This window comes from Bremerella cremea, assembly GCF_039541315.1.
GTDB lineage: Bacteria > Planctomycetota > Planctomycetia > Pirellulales > Pirellulaceae > Bremerella > Bremerella cremea.
In genome coordinates, this window is record NZ_BAABFZ010000003.1 from 776,569 (window position 1) to 791,389 (window position 14,821).

General features: G+C 56.1%; 15 protein-coding genes. 8 read left to right on the forward strand and 7 right to left on the reverse strand.

Translation table 11 applies throughout. The features are described 5' to 3' along the window. Nucleotides 1–346: 346 nt before the first annotated feature. The 5 genes from ABD890_RS05360 (at nucleotide 347) to ABD890_RS05380 (ending at nucleotide 6,311) form a co-directional block, all read left to right on the forward strand. Nucleotides 347–862, forward strand: coding sequence for a sigma-70 family RNA polymerase sigma factor (locus ABD890_RS05360; RefSeq protein ID WP_345086625.1), 516 nt, complete (start codon nucleotides 347–349; stop codon nucleotides 860–862). Further along, nucleotides 862–2,298: a FecR domain-containing protein gene (locus ABD890_RS05365; RefSeq protein WP_345086627.1), complete on the forward strand. Its 1,437-nt coding sequence runs from the start codon at nucleotides 862–864 to the stop codon at nucleotides 2,296–2,298. The genes ABD890_RS05360 and ABD890_RS05365 overlap by 1 nt, the downstream gene beginning before the upstream one ends. Before the next feature lie 64 nt (nucleotides 2,299–2,362). Next, complete coding sequence (locus tag ABD890_RS05370) at nucleotides 2,363–3,361, forward strand: DUF1559 family PulG-like putative transporter (RefSeq protein ID WP_345086629.1); 999 nt, start codon at nucleotides 2,363–2,365, stop codon at nucleotides 3,359–3,361. Nucleotides 3,362–3,434: 73 nt separating this feature from the next. Further along, a complete protein-coding gene (locus ABD890_RS05375) occupies nucleotides 3,435–3,848 on the forward strand; it encodes a carboxypeptidase-like regulatory domain-containing protein (RefSeq protein WP_345086631.1) in 414 nt (137 codons plus the stop codon). Nucleotides 3,849–4,016: 168 nt separating this feature from the next. Next, nucleotides 4,017–6,311 carry a hypothetical protein gene (locus ABD890_RS05380; RefSeq protein WP_345086633.1) on the forward strand — a complete coding sequence of 765 codons (2,295 nt, stop codon included), beginning with the start codon at nucleotides 4,017–4,019 and terminating at the stop codon, nucleotides 6,309–6,311. Between the two features lie 83 nt (nucleotides 6,312–6,394). On the opposite strand, the gene ABD890_RS05385 is transcribed toward ABD890_RS05380, so the two are convergent. From ABD890_RS05385 to ABD890_RS05395, 3 genes are all read right to left on the reverse strand, one after another. Continuing rightward, nucleotides 6,395–6,832, reverse strand: coding sequence for a hypothetical protein (locus ABD890_RS05385; protein WP_345086635.1), 438 nt, complete (start codon nucleotides 6,830–6,832; stop codon nucleotides 6,395–6,397). Continuing rightward, nucleotides 6,822–7,709: a DUF1559 family PulG-like putative transporter gene (locus ABD890_RS05390; protein ID WP_345086637.1), complete on the reverse strand. Its 888-nt coding sequence runs from the start codon at nucleotides 7,707–7,709 to the stop codon at nucleotides 6,822–6,824. Before ABD890_RS05390 ends, ABD890_RS05385 begins: the two co-directional genes overlap by 11 nt. 266 nt (nucleotides 7,710–7,975) lie before the next feature. After that, complete coding sequence (locus ABD890_RS05395; RefSeq protein WP_345086639.1) at nucleotides 7,976–8,761, reverse strand: enoyl-CoA hydratase/isomerase family protein; 786 nt, start codon at nucleotides 8,759–8,761, stop codon at nucleotides 7,976–7,978. 467 nt (nucleotides 8,762–9,228) lie between these two features. Between ABD890_RS05395 and ABD890_RS05400 the strand changes: the two genes are divergently transcribed. Next, nucleotides 9,229–10,761 (forward strand): RNA polymerase sigma factor RpoD/SigA, encoded by a 1,533-nt coding sequence (locus ABD890_RS05400; protein WP_345086641.1) that lies wholly within the window; start codon nucleotides 9,229–9,231, stop codon nucleotides 10,759–10,761. A gap of 103 nt (nucleotides 10,762–10,864) precedes the next feature. Here the strand turns inward: ABD890_RS05400 and ABD890_RS05405 are convergent, their stop codons facing one another. The 3 genes from ABD890_RS05405 to ABD890_RS05415 form a co-directional block, all read right to left on the reverse strand. Beyond that, nucleotides 10,865–11,170 (reverse strand): barstar family protein, encoded by a 306-nt coding sequence (locus ABD890_RS05405; RefSeq protein WP_345086643.1) that lies wholly within the window; start codon nucleotides 11,168–11,170, stop codon nucleotides 10,865–10,867. Beyond that, nucleotides 11,167–11,730: a ribonuclease domain-containing protein gene (locus tag ABD890_RS05410; RefSeq protein ID WP_345086645.1), complete on the reverse strand. Its 564-nt coding sequence runs from the start codon at nucleotides 11,728–11,730 to the stop codon at nucleotides 11,167–11,169. The genes ABD890_RS05405 and ABD890_RS05410 overlap by 4 nt, the downstream gene beginning before the upstream one ends. A gap of 111 nt (nucleotides 11,731–11,841) precedes the next feature. Further along, nucleotides 11,842–12,021, reverse strand: a complete 180-nt coding sequence (locus ABD890_RS05415; protein ID WP_345086647.1) for a hypothetical protein — start codon at nucleotides 12,019–12,021, stop codon at nucleotides 11,842–11,844. Nucleotides 12,022–12,347: 326 nt separating this feature from the next. Between ABD890_RS05415 and ABD890_RS05420 the strand changes: the two genes are divergently transcribed. After that, the gene (locus tag ABD890_RS05420) at nucleotides 12,348–13,304 is read left to right on the forward strand and encodes a bestrophin family protein (RefSeq protein ID WP_345086649.1); all 957 of its coding nucleotides are present in this window, start codon (nucleotides 12,348–12,350) and stop codon (nucleotides 13,302–13,304) included. A 114-nt stretch (nucleotides 13,305–13,418) separates the two neighbouring features. After that, a complete protein-coding gene (locus ABD890_RS05425; protein WP_345086651.1) occupies nucleotides 13,419–14,063 on the forward strand; it encodes a DUF1294 domain-containing protein in 645 nt (214 codons plus the stop codon). 28 nt (nucleotides 14,064–14,091) lie between these two features. On the opposite strand, the gene ABD890_RS05430 is transcribed toward ABD890_RS05425, so the two are convergent. Beyond that, nucleotides 14,092–14,655: a barstar family protein gene (locus ABD890_RS05430; protein WP_345086653.1), complete on the reverse strand. Its 564-nt coding sequence runs from the start codon at nucleotides 14,653–14,655 to the stop codon at nucleotides 14,092–14,094. Nucleotides 14,656–14,821: the final 166 nt, after the last annotated feature.

Here is a 14,821-nt window from a genome sequence, read left to right on the forward strand (position 1 = left end):
CGCCCCCCTCTGCAAAAGTACTCCTTGCGGTGCGACGCCTTTCGGGATGTACAAAATAGCGAATTCTTAACGTCAATTTATGACTAACGGCTTTCGGGCCGATCTGCCCCGCTGAATGGCCATTATTTGACCTTTTCGGCCACCAATCTTCCCTCAGAGGCAGAGATTCGGGTAGCGATTCCCGCAATCTCCCCAGGTCATCGAAAAAACGTCCGTTTTTTTTGGCCAAACTAAGGCCATAGGCGGCGAGTGCTTGCAGAGATCGAAAATGATTTCGGCTCGATGATTTTTCGGAGGTGGCGCGGTCCTCATTTTCCCAATGGTGACATCCTCAGACGAAGACGCGATGAAACAGTCGCGTTTTGCGGAAGTTTATATTTCGAACCAGGAACGGCTCAAAGGGTACGTGTACTCGTTGGTTGCCAACTGGAATGACGCGGAAGAAGTCTTCCAGCGCACCAGTCTGTTGCTGTGGCGGAAGTGGGAACAGTTTGATCAGGATCGCGAATTCCTACCGTGGGCGTTTGGTATCGCCCGCATCGAGGTGAAACGTTTCCTCTCGGAACGAAACCGACAGCAGAAGATGCTGAGCGATTCGGCCATGGAAACCCTCGATACCGTCATCGTGCAAAATGCCGATGGCCTTCAGGACCGCCTGGCCGCCCTCGAACATTGCGTCCGGAAACTTCCGGCACGGCAACGATCAATCCTATGGGCCTCGTATCGCAAATCGGCCTCGATTGAAGAGGTTGGGCAACTGTTCGGCCTTTCCGCAAACGCCGTCTATAAGCGGCTGCGCAAGATTCGAGAACAACTGCATCGCTGTATCGACATACGGCTGTCCGCCTGGGGTGAAGGATAATGAGCCAATCGCAAGAGCCACGACCGATTGTCGGCAAGATGATCGACGACCTCGCGATCCGCGATCTGGTCGACCTCTGCCTCACGGACCGAGCGACGCCAGAGCAATGGAAGACGCTCAGCGACTTGATCGTCGATCGCCCTGACGTCAGCGAATATTACGCCGCCCAGGCGATTGTCGGTGCACGCCTGGCCATGGTCAGCCGCCTGGACGAAGCCCAGGAACGCGAAGTCCTGGATCACCTGGAAAGTCAAGAAGAGTTTAAAGAGCTGGCCGCTCCGGCAGATTCGCAGATGTTCTCGCTGCGACGGGTCGTTGTGGCAACGCTGGCCCTGGCAGCCTCGACGATGATCTTTCTGGGAAGTCCTCTAGTTGTCCAGATGTTTCAAGAGGCTTCGCAGTCGGGACCGATCGCTGGGAAAGACAGCGGTCCGGTGCCCCCTGCGTTGGTCATTAATGGTGTCCCTGGCGAAACGACGCCTACACCTTACTTCGGCCGCCAGATGATCGAACTTCCTGAGGGAACGTTTGACGGGGTAACCTCGTCCGGCGTGAAAGTTCAGATTGCCGGTCCGGCACGGATACGCGTGGAAGACCCCATGCTATGGCGAATGTTCCATGGCAAAGTTCTGGCAAAGGTTTCACCGCTTGGGCATGGCTTCACGATTCGGACGCATCAAGCCGATGTGGTCGACCTGGGTACCGAGTTTGGTGTCGCCATTAGCGGTGAAAACCTGACGGAAGTGGTCGTCTACGAGGGAAGCGTTTCGGTGTCGTCTGGCTCGATGACGCACAAGATGTCCAAGGGTGAAGCGATCACGATTCCGATCTATGGTCAGAGCCAAGAGCTCGCCATGGTCGATCGAGACGCGTTCCTGCAGCCCGCCGATGTGCCGGCTTCGGTGATCAGCGAAGTTCGCTTCAACAATGGTAGCGAGATGAAGGACTACAAGATCGTCAAAGGCGGTTTCACCGAAGGTGCGCTCGCCTATGTCGACCGTATCCATCGCTGGACGGGCCATGATGCGGGCGGTTTGCCAAGCTATATGGTCGACCTTGACTACGTGCAGATGCCCAACGACTTGAAGTTCACCGAAGACTGGAAGCGACGCAATAACGTCAAAGCAACATTCGTTTTCAACAGTCCTGCAGTCGTTTACCTGCTTTACGACGAACGACTCTCGATTCCGAGTTGGCTTCCTCAGAAATTTACCGACACCGGCGTGCTGGTCGGGCTCGACAAGGGCTCGCACGAGGATGCTCGTACGTCCACCAAGTATCAACTGGATCAGGAAGAAGGCCCAGGCAAATCAGTCGACGTCTCACTACGCGTTTGGCGAGCCATTCTGCGAGACGGCGGCGAACTAGAGATCGGCCCACTGGGAAGCTCCCACAAAGATTGGGTTGTCCCAACCGTTGTGGCTCGTCCCATCTGACCATCTTTTTCTCGTTTCCTTTTCATTCCCATTTATTCCCCACAATAGAGGTCTCAGTATTCTCATGAAGATGAAACTGAACAAAGGGTTCACGCTCGTCGAATTGCTGGTGGTCATCGCGATCATCGGCGTTTTGATCGCCCTTCTGCTACCAGCAGTTCAGCAAGCTCGTGAAGCGGCTCGCCGCATGCAGTGTACCAACCACCTGAAGCAAATCGCGTTGGCATTGCACAACTATCACGACACCTTCGGTGCCTTCCCTGCCATCAGCTACGACCACGAAGTCAACGGCGGCGACGAAACCCGGCATGCAAGCTGGAGTTGGGGCACGCTAATTCTTCCTCAAATGGAACAAGGTGCCGCCTACGATATCCTTGCACCAAGCAGCCCGGATCGTCTTCATGAAGCGGTTAACAAGCCAGAGAAGCTGGCCGTCGTTCAGAACCCGATCACGACCTGGCGTTGTCCTTCGGACACCGGTCCTGACTTGAATAGCCACCTGACCATCAACAACGGCTCGGGCAACCAGTCGCAAGACGTCCAGATCGCCACGGCCAACTACCTGGGTGTGAACTCGCAGGGAAACATCGATCGCGCACGTTTCCACAACGGCGTCTTCTGCCCCGGCACCAACGTGCAAAGCAACACCCGGATGCAGGTTTCGATCCATCACATTCTGGATGGTACCAGCAACACGGCCATGGTCGGCGAACGTGCTTGGATGTTGCAGGGTGTCGAACTGGGTGCCGGCTTGATCTATGGTCATACCGGGAACGAAGACATCACCAACAGCCATAACTATCTCGATGGTTTCATTGCCGTGGTTGGTGGTGGCAAGACCCACATCAACACAACCGACACCTGCGGTTCTTCGTGCAACGACGTGGATGGCCGCCAAGGCTTTTCCAGCAACCATCCTGGTGGATCACAATTCGCCTTCGTGGATGGTTCGGTTCACTTCATCAGCGAAAACATCGACGACAACTTCGGTGGTCCAACCGATTCGACCTACGAACGTCTGCTGAATAGCATCGATGGCCAACCGCTGGACCTGTCGTTCTAGTTTTCAAGTTTGCTCAACAAGCCACGTCATCAACAACTCGACGTGGCTTGCATCCCCTGGAGAGATAACAGAGATGAAACATATCGTTGCCCTGCTCGCGGTTTTTGTCCTTTCGATGGGCGTTGGTTGCGGTTCCAACACACCACCGGTCGGCGAAGTTCATGGCCAGGTCACGTTGAATGGTCAACCAGTGCCGAACTGTCACGTCATGTTTGAACCGTTGGCAGGTGGTCGCAGCTCGGGTGCGATGACCGACGACAACGGCAATTACAAGCTGATGTACAAAGGCGATGCCGAAGGTGCCCTGCTCGGCAAGCATCGCGTTCGCCTGATCACGGCTCGTGACGCAACGCGTGACGACAACGGTCGCGTGACTGAACCGGGCGTCAAAGAAAAGTTGCCCAAAGAATACAACTCGAACACGACTCAAGAAGTCGAAGTCACCAACGGTGACAACCCGATCGACTTCAAGATTCAGACCAGCTAAGGAACCCGGTTCATCCCCTTGAACCGAAAAGCGTGTCAGGGCAACCTGGTACGCTTTTTTTATGCGCCGCGACAGCCGCAACTGAAAAACGTTGACGAAGCGATCTCAAACAAGGAAGATGAGCGTCCCTCCATCGCTCTGCCTTCCCACTCTTTGAGACCTGCCGACATGTCGTCACTTCGTTTCTCCATCGCCTGGACGATGGTTCTTTGGGCTGCCACATTCTCGCTGGGCAGCGAACTTCCGACACCTTCCAAGCCACCGGTTCCCGTCGACCATTTTCCCGATACGCTGCATGCCGTCATCTGGCGAAACTGGGGTCTGGTTCCTACCGAGCGATTAGCAACCATCCTGGAAACGACGCCTGAGAACGTCGCGCAAATCGCGACCTCGATGGGCTTGTCTGCCTCGGTCAACGTTCCGCCAGAGATGGAAACACGCGGCTACATCACGCTGGTGCGACGCAACTGGCACTTGCTGCCGTACGAACAACTTCTTCCGCTGCTCTCGCTCACCGAAGAAGAATTCGCCCATCGGCTACGTGAAGATGACTTCCTGCTGATCAAACTGGGCAACCTGAAACCAGACTGCCCCAAGGTTGTTTATCAAACACCCTCCGCCTCGGCCAAAACTCGCGCTGCGGAAATCAAGTCGCTGGTCGAAGCGAACTTTGGTGAAGCAATGCAGCAGCCAGCCGAACCACGCTTTTCGTTTATCGAAGAACTGAGTCAGGTCGATCGCAGCAGCGAACCGGCCACTCCCCTGCCCCGCGACGATCAGCATCCACGGTTCATCTATTCCTACTTTGCGATGTTCGGCGATCCGCTCAGCGATCCTTCGCTCGATCCTTTTCCCGATGGCCTATTGGCACGGCTGCAACAGCGCGGTGTGAATGGCGTTTGGCTGCATGTCGTCTTGCGTGATCTGGCTCCTCCTTCCCCTGCATTTCCAGAGTTCGGGGCCGGGCACCGCGAGCGACTTAAGAACCTCACCAAGCTGGTCGAACGTGCCCGCAAGTACAACATCGATGTCTATCTCTACATGAACGAACCTCGGGCCATGCCGGCCGACTTCTTCACGCAGCGTGAGTCCCTGCGAGGCGTACCCGATCCTGGTTCGCCGGTTCCCTACTTCGCTATGTGCACCAGCACGCCGGAAGTGCGAGGTTGGGTCAGCGATAGCCTGGCGTATGTCTTTGAGCGTGTTCCGAATCTTGGCGGCGTGTTCACGATTACCGCGTCGGAGAACTTGACCAATTGCTCGTCGAAATTCACCCAGGCCCAATGCCCTCGCTGCAAAGATCGCACGCCGAGTGACATCCTCGTCGAAATCAACACGGCGATTGCTGAAGGAGTCCATCGCTCGGCACCGGATGCCAAGGTGATTGCGTGGGACTGGGGTTGGGCCCGTCACGGAGATGCCAGCGAAACGGTTGCTCGTTTGCCGAAAGATATCTGGTTGATGTCGGTCAGCGAGTGGTCGCTGCCGATTGAACGAGGCGGCGTGAAAGCAACGATCGGCGAGTACGCTATCTCGGCAGTTGGCCCTGGACCACGCGCCACCAAGCATTGGCAAGTCGCGCAAGACCATGGCTTGCGAACGCTGGCCAAGGTTCAGTTCAACGTGACCTGGGAAATCGCTGCGGTTCCTTACGTACCAGTGATGAACTTGATCGCTCAGCACAATGCCAACCTCGCCGAGGCCAAGCTCGATGGCCAGATGTTGAGTTGGTCGCTCGGTGGCTATCCTTCGCCAAACTTGGAACTGGCTCGACTCTTCGCCGAGAACCCCAGCCAAACGATCGACCAGGCTCTCGATCAGTTAGCGGTTAGCACCTACGGCGAAGCGGCCGCGGCGGATGTTCGTTTGGCATGGCAGAAATTCAGCGATGGCTACTCCGAGTTTCCTTACGCTGGCATGTACACCGGTCCGCAGCATATCGGTCCGGCCAACCTGCTGTATCTTCAACCAACCGGCTATGCCCCCGGCATGGTTTGCTATCCGTACGACGCGCTGAACCGCTGGTCGGCTCCTTTCCCAGCCGACGTTTACGCGAGCCAGTTTACGAAGATGGCCGATGGTTTCGCTTCAGGGCTACAGCATCTGGAAGCCGCCGCCAAGAAAGCCCCGGCCGAGAAGCAGGCTTTTGTTACTGATGACTTGAATGTTGCCAGAGCGGCCCAGATGCACTTCGCGACCGTGAGTCAACAAGCACGGTTCATCGCCGCGCGCGATCGCTGGCAGGTCGCGAAAGATCCCGCCGAGAAAGAAGCCGCTAAAGCTGCTGCCATGGAAGCTCTCGAGCAAGAGCTGCAAACGGCGGTGCGTTTCTATCCGGTGGTGGCGGCGGACTCGCGCATCGGTTACGAGGCCTCGAATCATTACTTTTATGTGCCGCAAGATGTGATCGAGAAAGTGATCAATTGCGACGATCTGAAACGGAAGCTGGCGGCGAGTAACTAACGCTACGCTGGCCATCCCAACAAAAAAAGAGCGGCCCCATTCTGATGCGGCCGCTCTTTTCGGTAGTTGAATGGGAAGGGAACTTACTTCTTGATCTCGAAATCAATTTCCGAGGCGGCTTCGTTCGGCAGCATGACGGAAGTCGAATAGTCGGAGAAGATCCGCTCGCCCAGAGGCATTTCTTTGCCGGGCTGTGGAATCCCATCGAAACCGTGGATGGTCACCTTATAGGCACCACCGCGATGGTAGTTCTGTTCGATGCTGGTCGTTTCGTATTTCCCTTGCACCACATCGAACATGATGGCCGGTCCAGAGTTGCCTCGCGAGGAATCGGGACGCATCTGCAAGATGCCGCGGGGCAGCGGACGACCTTTGAACAAGACCGTGCCTGAGACCGGATAGGCGTCGGACGGCTTCTGCGAACATCCCGTCAAGGCTGTAACCGTCGCCGCGACCAGCAGCGAGAAAACAAACCCGCGCGTGCAGAGCTGTCGCAGACCAAACGAAGAGCTAGTTTGCATTGAACGAATAGACCTCGCCGCCATTCATGCTGGCAGCCGAAAGATAAGAGTCGAAGTCAACCGTTTCCGGCAGGAATCGCACCGACGCGTCCCCCAAGGCAAATAGACATCCGCCGGGATGGTTACTACCAAAGCTCATGTCGTTGAAGATACTCGTTTGATCCGAGTTGATTGCGAAGGCAACATTCTTACACGGTGCCATCCAGTTTCCTTCACGACCACCACGCGACCAAACTCGGTAACGGGTATCTTTCCCGTTCCGGTCAGACCACGAGATTTCACCAACGAAGAGCGTGTTACTAGTGCCGTCGGTCACGTCTCGCATCCGACGAACTTCTTCATGGTACCACATACCGGCCTGAGAAAAGCCGCCATAAACGCTCGAAGAATAGCCTTCTGGATAGTTTGTGCTGCTCGTCCCAGGCTTGGTTCCGGTTGGTCCCATCACCCCGTAGTAGTGGGTCGTGACTTGGGTCGGGCTATCGTCGGCAAACTTTTCGGTCCCGCTGGGGCACTGATACCCGTCGATGGTTACGGTCAGCAACGCATTGTTCACCCCCGACCCGTAGCTGAGGGTGGTATCAGCACTATCAAACAGGGCAGTTTGCTCGATGAATGGCAGCAGCGAAACATGCCATCCCATCAGATCGGTCGTGCCACGCGAACCGTACGGAAACGCCTTGTAGGTATCGTGATAGTTGTGCAGTGCCAGCCCCAATTGCTTGAGGTTGTTGGTGCACGTGCTGCGACGAGCCGCCTCGCGGGCCTGTTGCACGGCCGGCAGCAGCAAAGCGATTAACACGCCAATAATGGCAATAACGACCAGTAGCTCGACGAGGGTAAACCCACGTCGAGAACGACAGACAGGATGGTGCATGACAAGACCTATGTTCCGGCGTAGATGCGAAAAGGGGCAAGGGCGCCTCTCAAATGCCCTTGTGGCAGCGGCCTAAGTTCCATCGGCCGCTGCGAATCTATCGGAGTTGAACCCCGAGAATGGCCCAGTAGACCAACCGGCTCGGAATTATTCCAGGAATTTGCCAGAATTGAAATTCCTTTTTCCGCTACTTTCCAGAAACACCCCCAATGCTACGCCTCTAGTGGTACAGAATCCGACCTACCACTGTCTCTACGCAGCGGAAGCTACGGCCATTCAGGCTCACGTTTCTCGATATAGGCCTGCAATCCTTCCTTCGCTGCTTCGGTCGTACGACTGGTAGCGCTGGCGGCGGCCCCCAGCGAGATCAACATCTCGAGTTGCTCGCCCACCGTGTCGTTCAAGTGCCGCTTGGTCTGCTGAATTGCCTGGGGAGCCGATTGAGCGATTTGCTTGGTAAGCTCTGCCCCGTAAGCCCACAGATTCTTGGCCGGCACAATCTCGTCGTACGCTCCGATCTCAGCAGCTCGCTGCGCCGAGATCGTTTCGCCGGTCAGCAGCAATCGGGCCGCGTGTCTTCCGCCAACACGGAAGAACAGCAGCGGAGCACAGAGCCCCGAAATGATTCCCCGTTTCGGTTCAGGAAAACCGAGGGTAGCTTCCGGCCCGGCGATGGCCAGGTCCGATGCCAACACGAGCCCTGCCCCGAACCCGATGGCTGGTCCGTTGACCGCCGCGATGATCGGCTTGGGGAAATGCAGCATCAATTGCAGCAGTTCGGCCAGGGTCGAAGTGTCTTGATGCCAACGCTCCAGGTTGTCGTCTTCCTGAATGATCTGGTGCATTTCGTCCAGGCAAAGTCCCGAGCAGAACGCCGAGCCGCCGCCGGTCAAAATCACGGCACGCACTTTCTTTTCACCATGCAGGTCTCGAAAGGCCTGGATGAGATCGAAGATCATTGTTCGCGTCAACGCGTTTCGTTTCTCGTCGCGGTGAATCGAAATCGTACCAACCGCTTGATGAACTTTTACCTGAATGGTGGGCTCGGTCATTTTGATCACGACAATGTACGGGGGCTGGAGTCAACAAACAGAGAAGACTCGTATGGTAACAAGTTCCACCAAAAATCGCCTACCGCTCTAGCCCACTGGGGGATGTTTCCCAAACGCAACATGGGGGCCTGGAAAGGTGCCGGAATCGAGCATCGCGATAATCTGATGGAACGTTTCTCCTGGTTTTACCGTCCAAAAGCCTTGCCAGAGCCTCGGTGCTGAGCAGCGAGTGAGAGCGGATTGATGGCTTTTCACCACCAATTTTGAGACCCAATTGTTGCAAATCGACAACATTGGCATTTTCACTTAGGCAAACCGAGTCCTTCACAACATGTTACCCAATAACAAGTTAGGGAAATACCTTGGCGCGGGAATTAGCTTTCGGCATAGGTGCTGCGATTAACGGTGGCGTCGCCCGATCGTGCTCAACACGGTCGAACCCAGAACCACCGATGGAGAACGCACCCATGAATCGCTCGCACGAAGCTTTCCACGAAGACGACGACTTCAATAACCTCTCGATTAACAGCCTTCCGAACGCCAGTGACAGCAGCGACGAAGAAGAGACGTTCGAGGAAGTCAGCCAGGTCGACGATCCTGTTCGGATGTACCTGATGCAGATGGGTGAGATTCCGATGCTGTCCCGCACCGAGGAAGTGGAAGCCGCCACCCAAATCGACAAGTGGCGAGCTCGTTTCCGTCACGCGGTGATCACGAACGATTTGATTCTCCGCAACGCGTTCGACCTGCTCTCGAAGGTCCGTGATGGCCAGCTTCGCTTGGATCGCACCGTGGAAGTCTCGGTGACCAATGCTAAAGAGAAGAAGCTGATCATGAAGCGGATTGTTCCGAACCTGATCACCATGCAGGGCATGCTCGACGCCAACGCCGCCGACTGGCGAACGGCCATCTCGAAAAGTGCTACTCCGACCGCTCGCCAGAATGCCTGGAAGCGTCTGACGCGTCGCCGCTCGAAGGCAGTCCAGCTTGTCGAAGAATTGAATCTGCGTACCAACAAAATCATGCCTCAGTTATCCAAGCTTCGCGAAATCTCGCAGCGGATGGACACTCTGGTCGAAAACATCGAACTGGCCAAAGAGTATGGTGGTAACCTCAACGGCCAATCGCTGGAAGAGATGCAACGCGAACTGCACGGCCTGATGCGTGTCACCCTGGAAAGCCCAGCCACGCTTCGACGTCGTATCCAGAAGATCGCCGAGTACCAGGAAGAATACGATGCCGCCAAGCGTCGTCTTTCGGCTGGCAACCTGCGTCTGGTCGTTTCGATCGCCAAGAAGTATCGCAACCGTGGTTTGAGCTTCCTGGACCTGATCCAGGAAGGCAACACCGGCTTGATGCGTGCTGTCGACAAGTTCGAGCACGAGCGTGGCTACAAGTTCTCGACCTACGCCACGTGGTGGATTCGTCAGGCCATTACCCGAGCGATTGCCGATCAGAGCCGAACCATCCGCGTTCCCGTTCACATGATCGACACCATGGGCAAGGTCCGTGCGGTCACTCGCGAACTGGTTCAAGAACTGGGACGCGAACCTTCGCCTGAAGAAGTCGCTCAGCGGATGGGAATTTCGCTGGACGATGCGAAGGTCATCACCAAGATGAATCGCAATCCGCTCTCGCTCGATCAGCCTGTTGGCGATCACGACGACAGCTTCTTCGGCGAGTTCCTGGAAGATCACCGCAACGATGACCCGTTGTACGAAACTCACCAGGAAGCTTTGAAGCAGCGTCTGGGCGAAGTGATGCAGCACCTCAATCATCGCGAACGTGAAATCATTCGCCTGCGTTATGGCCTGACCGATGGTTATGCCTATACGCTGGAAGAAGTCGGTAAGATCTTCAGCGTCACTCGCGAACGCGTTCGCCAGATCGAATCGAAGGCCGTCCGTAAGTTGCAGCAGCCTTACCGCTCGCGTGGTCTGGCCAGCTTCCTGGAAGGTGCCGAAGAAATTCTCGCTGCCGATACCGCGGAAACCGCGTAAGCAGCGAACCCGCTCTCCAAATTGGGTGTGTGAAAGGACGGAAGGCTCGGCGACAAAGCCCCCGTCCTTTCGCTATTTCTTGGGGATGCCCTGCCTTGCGAATCTACTCCGACGAGAGATTTTCACCAGCGATTTCCAGATGAACGTTATGGAACTCTTCGGCCGCTTCCATCAGTACACCTAACAGTTTGTACGATCGCCGCACAAACCAAATGTTTTCGGTCTGCCACTGGCGCGGCCAGACGATACAAACCGGCTGATCGAGATCGCCCAGGCAATCCCACAGTCCGTCGAGCGTTCCGCCGTAGAAATCCGGAAAGCCCAATGCCTCTTTCAGAAACGTGTGGATCGCGTCGACCGAGTTCAACGTGTCAGGCACGATCACGCGTGGAAGGTTCGTGTCGCTCATGGCTTGGTCTTCACTTCCTGGAAGCTCTTGTAGTGATCGCGCGTGACGAAGATCAAACCGTCATTCGAATAAACCAGGCGTTCGGCACCGCGATGCCCACCGTCGTAACCAAGGTCTGCCTCGAAGTACTTTCGTCCAGGGGCGTCAGGCAGTTCTTTCTCGCGGTTCATGAACCGATCGCCGCCGATGCTTTTGCCTGGGGCTACCTCGCGAAGATTGCCATCCGAGGCATTCCACCCCAAGTCACGAGCCTGGTTTTTCGTAACGAACGAATTGGGAAGCGTTCCCTCTTGGACGATGTGCCGCACGATCGCAACCTCGTCCGGACCACGTAAGACTCCGCGGTTCCACTCGGCCAGTGAATCTTCCGCGGAAGGAGCCACCTCGCTGGTCGGCTTGGCATCCGGTAGATCGACGACGACACCCGACGGTGAATTAACATTATCGCCAGCCGGCCGGGCCCCTTGCTTCTCTCCGTTGATCCACTCGATCAGAGAACCGATCCCGGTCACCGCCAGGACCACGATCAACAAGACAATACGCAACTGAATCCGAGACATCGAAAGCCCTTTGTGCGGGAAGAGGTGGTTTGCTGTATGAAACCATGCACGCGCGGGTGGCTCAAGGGTAGAAGCCAACTCGGTTCGAGGGGCAGTTACGTTGCCGGCAGATTAGTAGCCGGAATTGCCGTACGAGCTGATCTGCTGGTTGTAGTGATACTCCCTTTCGGCCCGTGTCTCTCCGCCGCCGGAATAGTGGCTGCCGAACGCGCCAAACAGCATGTCCGACACGGCACAGCCAGTGCTCGTCATCAATAAGGCTAGACCGGCAACGATCAATAATCGTTTCATCTTGGTTTCCTTTCGCTCAAATGGCCGAACGCAATTCGTTTGTCATTCCGAATGGTTAGCCGTGTTACGATTCTTATCGACACCAGATGGGGGATCTGTACATGGGATCTAGGAGCGCCGCAAGGGAATTTCAACCTGTGGCAGAGCTAGCAAGGCAGAAAGCCTGGAAATGCTCATGAAAGTGCAGCATTCCTCGCCGAAGGTGATAGCAGGCGGCACTCCGATTGCACTATAGGCAGTCGCATTGCTCGGCTCTCATTCACGGTCATGGTTGGCCTGAAACGAGCCCTCGGTTCCTCTGACAACAACCACGGCAACTAACCTTTATGATCGTAAGTCGAAGCCTCAACTGGCGGCAGGTCTTGTTCTACAGCTGGAAGAGCATGCTTTATTTCTTCGCGCTGTCGGTGCTGGTATACGTGCTGCATCACGAATTCGATATGTCGTCCCTCTCGGTTCCTTTCAACGCGGTGGCCGTGTTGGGCACGGCGTTGGCCATCTTTCTCGGTTTTAAGAACAACAGTGCGTACGACCGTTGGTGGGAAGCGCGTAAAATCTGGGGCTTGCTGGTGAACTACAGCAGAGCATGGGGACGTGAAGTGCTTACCCTCAGCCTCGACGAAAACCAGTCCGATAATCCGGAACTTCAGACCTGGCAGCGGCAGCTCGTCTATCGGCATATCGCTTTTGTACATGCCCTGCGTGTCTTTCTACGGAAGCGGCACGACTACAACGAGATTGGCGAACAGTGGATTCAAACCACCAACGACTACGACGACATTCGCCCGTTTCTGTCACGTGAAGAAGCGAATGACGTGCTCGACAAGAGCAATCCGCCCAACTACCTGCTGATGATCCAGGGGCGCGAACTGCAAGAGGCCTATCAACGTGGGTGGCTTTCCGACTATCGCTTCGTTCGGCTGAACAACACGCTGACCGAGTTCAATAACCATCAAGGGATGAGCGAACGCATCAAGAACACCCCCTTCCCCCGTGCCTATAGCTATTACTCGCGGATCTTCGTCTACCTGCATGGTACGCTCGTCCCATTCGCGTTTATCGAAGACCTTGGCATGTTCAACATTCCACTGGCAATGGTCATCAATTTCATTTTCCTCAGCCTCGACCAGATCGGTGAACGAACGGAAGATCCTTTCGAGAACCGCCCAGGCGATACACCACTAACCTCAATCAGCGTCACCATTGAAGGCAACCTGAAAGAGATGCTCGACGAGAAGAACCTACCGGCGAAGCAGCTGCCCATTGGCGGCGTGGTGCTGTAGCAAACCGGCGGGCGGTCTCGCTCATCAACCGAATCAGCGTTACGCTGATCACCCTATCGAACACCGAACGATCGCAGCCGCGATCTGACAAAGCTCTTTTTGAAAAGCCATTGCATGCGAACCGAGGGAAAAATAACACGCTGGGACGATATACGTGGTTTTGGGTTTATCTCTTGGCAAGGCGAAGAAGACTCGGTCTTCGTCCATATCAAAGAGTTCTCAGGATCGTCGCGACGGCCAGCAGTGGGGGACATGGTTTCTTACGAGCTTGCCAATGGCGACAACGGAAAATCGCGGGCCGAGAACGTTCGCTTCACCGATGAACCGGATCCGGTTCGACAATCCTCCTCCTCCAGCCGAAGCAAGCTGGGCGGAACTTCGGTCGCCGCGGCGCTGCTGTTCGTCGGCTTCCTGGTCGGGGCGGCCTTCTTCCATCGCATCTCGTGGCTGGTCGTCGCCGCGTGCGGTGTGATGAGCATCGCGACGTTTCTCGTTTACAGCTTCGATAAGCTTTCAGCCAAGCTCGACAAACGACGCATTCCGGAAGCGACGCTGCACCTGATGGGCCTTCTCGGCGGTTGGCCAGGCGCGTTGTACGCCCAACGCCTGGTGCGGCACAAATCGAGTAAGAAGAAATTCCTCTTCACGTTCTGGATCACGGTCTTTCTGAACATCGCCGTGGTCGGCTATCTCGTCTGGAGCGGTGAGTCCGGCATCGTTAATCAAATGCTCGCGAAGCTGTGGCCGACCACTGTTTGATGCCCTCAGTCCGTTGCTGCTTTAAACCTTAGACCATCACCACGTTCACGCCGTGCCGCTGCAACAGCGCGACAAGGCTTTCCCAGAACGAAACCCGTTTCAGATCGAAGCGTTCGGCCCAGGCATCGGTGATCGGTTCGCCGGCTGCGACTCGGCGAAGAATTTGAAAGGCTTCTTCCGGATCGATCTCCGGGAGCCGGCCCGCTTCCACCAGGTCCGAAATTTCAGGCGATCCTTCGGCAAAGTCTGTCACCGCCGAATATCGAAACCAGGCCTGCCAATTGAGCGAATTGGCAAGCGTCTGCCCATCGGTCACCGTTAGCTGGAACGGGGCACAGACTCCCCCGATCCCGCCTGAAAGACAATCGTCCAGCGAATCGAGGCACGCCCCGTAGTAGCCGAAGGTTGGCTCCAGCCGCTGCCCCAACTCAAGATAGACCGCTGCGACATCGACCAGCCGCGAACCGTCAAGCCGGAACACTTGCCCCTCCCCAGGCACACTTGCCAGTGGCCCTGCGGCCGAAGCTCTCGCGGCGCGTCGCTGCCGAAGTTCTTGCACGCGGTGCTGGAGTGTTGTTGCTTCGATGTTCATCGCAATGGTTCGCTGGTAAACGGGCTCTCACGCATCAATCGTAGCAATGCCGCAGCCTGGCGGCATCGTCGTGCCCGGAAGACACGTAGGCGAGAACAGGGTTCCCGTTTTTGTAGTAAGGCGTGCGGGATGATGTTGAGGCGGCGACGTTTCCGAGATTGGCCGC

Coding starts and splice junctions, on each gene's coding strand:
- ABD890_RS05360 (WP_345086625.1), top strand. CDS start 347: ATGAAACAGTCGCGTTTTGCGGAAGTTTATATTTCGAACCAGGAACGG.
- ABD890_RS05365 (WP_345086627.1), top strand. CDS start 862: ATGAGCCAATCGCAAGAGCCACGACCGATTGTCGGCAAGATGATCGAC.
- ABD890_RS05370 (WP_345086629.1), top strand. CDS start 2,363: ATGAAGATGAAACTGAACAAAGGGTTCACGCTCGTCGAATTGCTGGTG.
- ABD890_RS05375 (WP_345086631.1), top strand. CDS start 3,435: ATGAAACATATCGTTGCCCTGCTCGCGGTTTTTGTCCTTTCGATGGGC.
- ABD890_RS05380 (WP_345086633.1), top strand. CDS start 4,017: ATGTCGTCACTTCGTTTCTCCATCGCCTGGACGATGGTTCTTTGGGCT.
- ABD890_RS05385 (WP_345086635.1), bottom strand. CDS start 6,832: ATGCAAACTAGCTCTTCGTTTGGTCTGCGACAGCTCTGCACGCGCGGG.
- ABD890_RS05390 (WP_345086637.1), bottom strand. CDS start 7,709: ATGCACCATCCTGTCTGTCGTTCTCGACGTGGGTTTACCCTCGTCGAG.
- ABD890_RS05395 (WP_345086639.1), bottom strand. CDS start 8,761: ATGACCGAGCCCACCATTCAGGTAAAAGTTCATCAAGCGGTTGGTACG.
- ABD890_RS05400 (WP_345086641.1), top strand. CDS start 9,229: ATGAATCGCTCGCACGAAGCTTTCCACGAAGACGACGACTTCAATAAC.
- ABD890_RS05405 (WP_345086643.1), bottom strand. CDS start 11,170: ATGAGCGACACGAACCTTCCACGCGTGATCGTGCCTGACACGTTGAAC.
- ABD890_RS05410 (WP_345086645.1), bottom strand. CDS start 11,730: ATGTCTCGGATTCAGTTGCGTATTGTCTTGTTGATCGTGGTCCTGGCG.
- ABD890_RS05415 (WP_345086647.1), bottom strand. CDS start 12,021: ATGAAACGATTATTGATCGTTGCCGGTCTAGCCTTATTGATGACGAGC.
- ABD890_RS05420 (WP_345086649.1), top strand. CDS start 12,348: ATGATCGTAAGTCGAAGCCTCAACTGGCGGCAGGTCTTGTTCTACAGC.
- ABD890_RS05425 (WP_345086651.1), top strand. CDS start 13,419: ATGCGAACCGAGGGAAAAATAACACGCTGGGACGATATACGTGGTTTT.
- ABD890_RS05430 (WP_345086653.1), bottom strand. CDS start 14,655: ATGAACATCGAAGCAACAACACTCCAGCACCGCGTGCAAGAACTTCGG.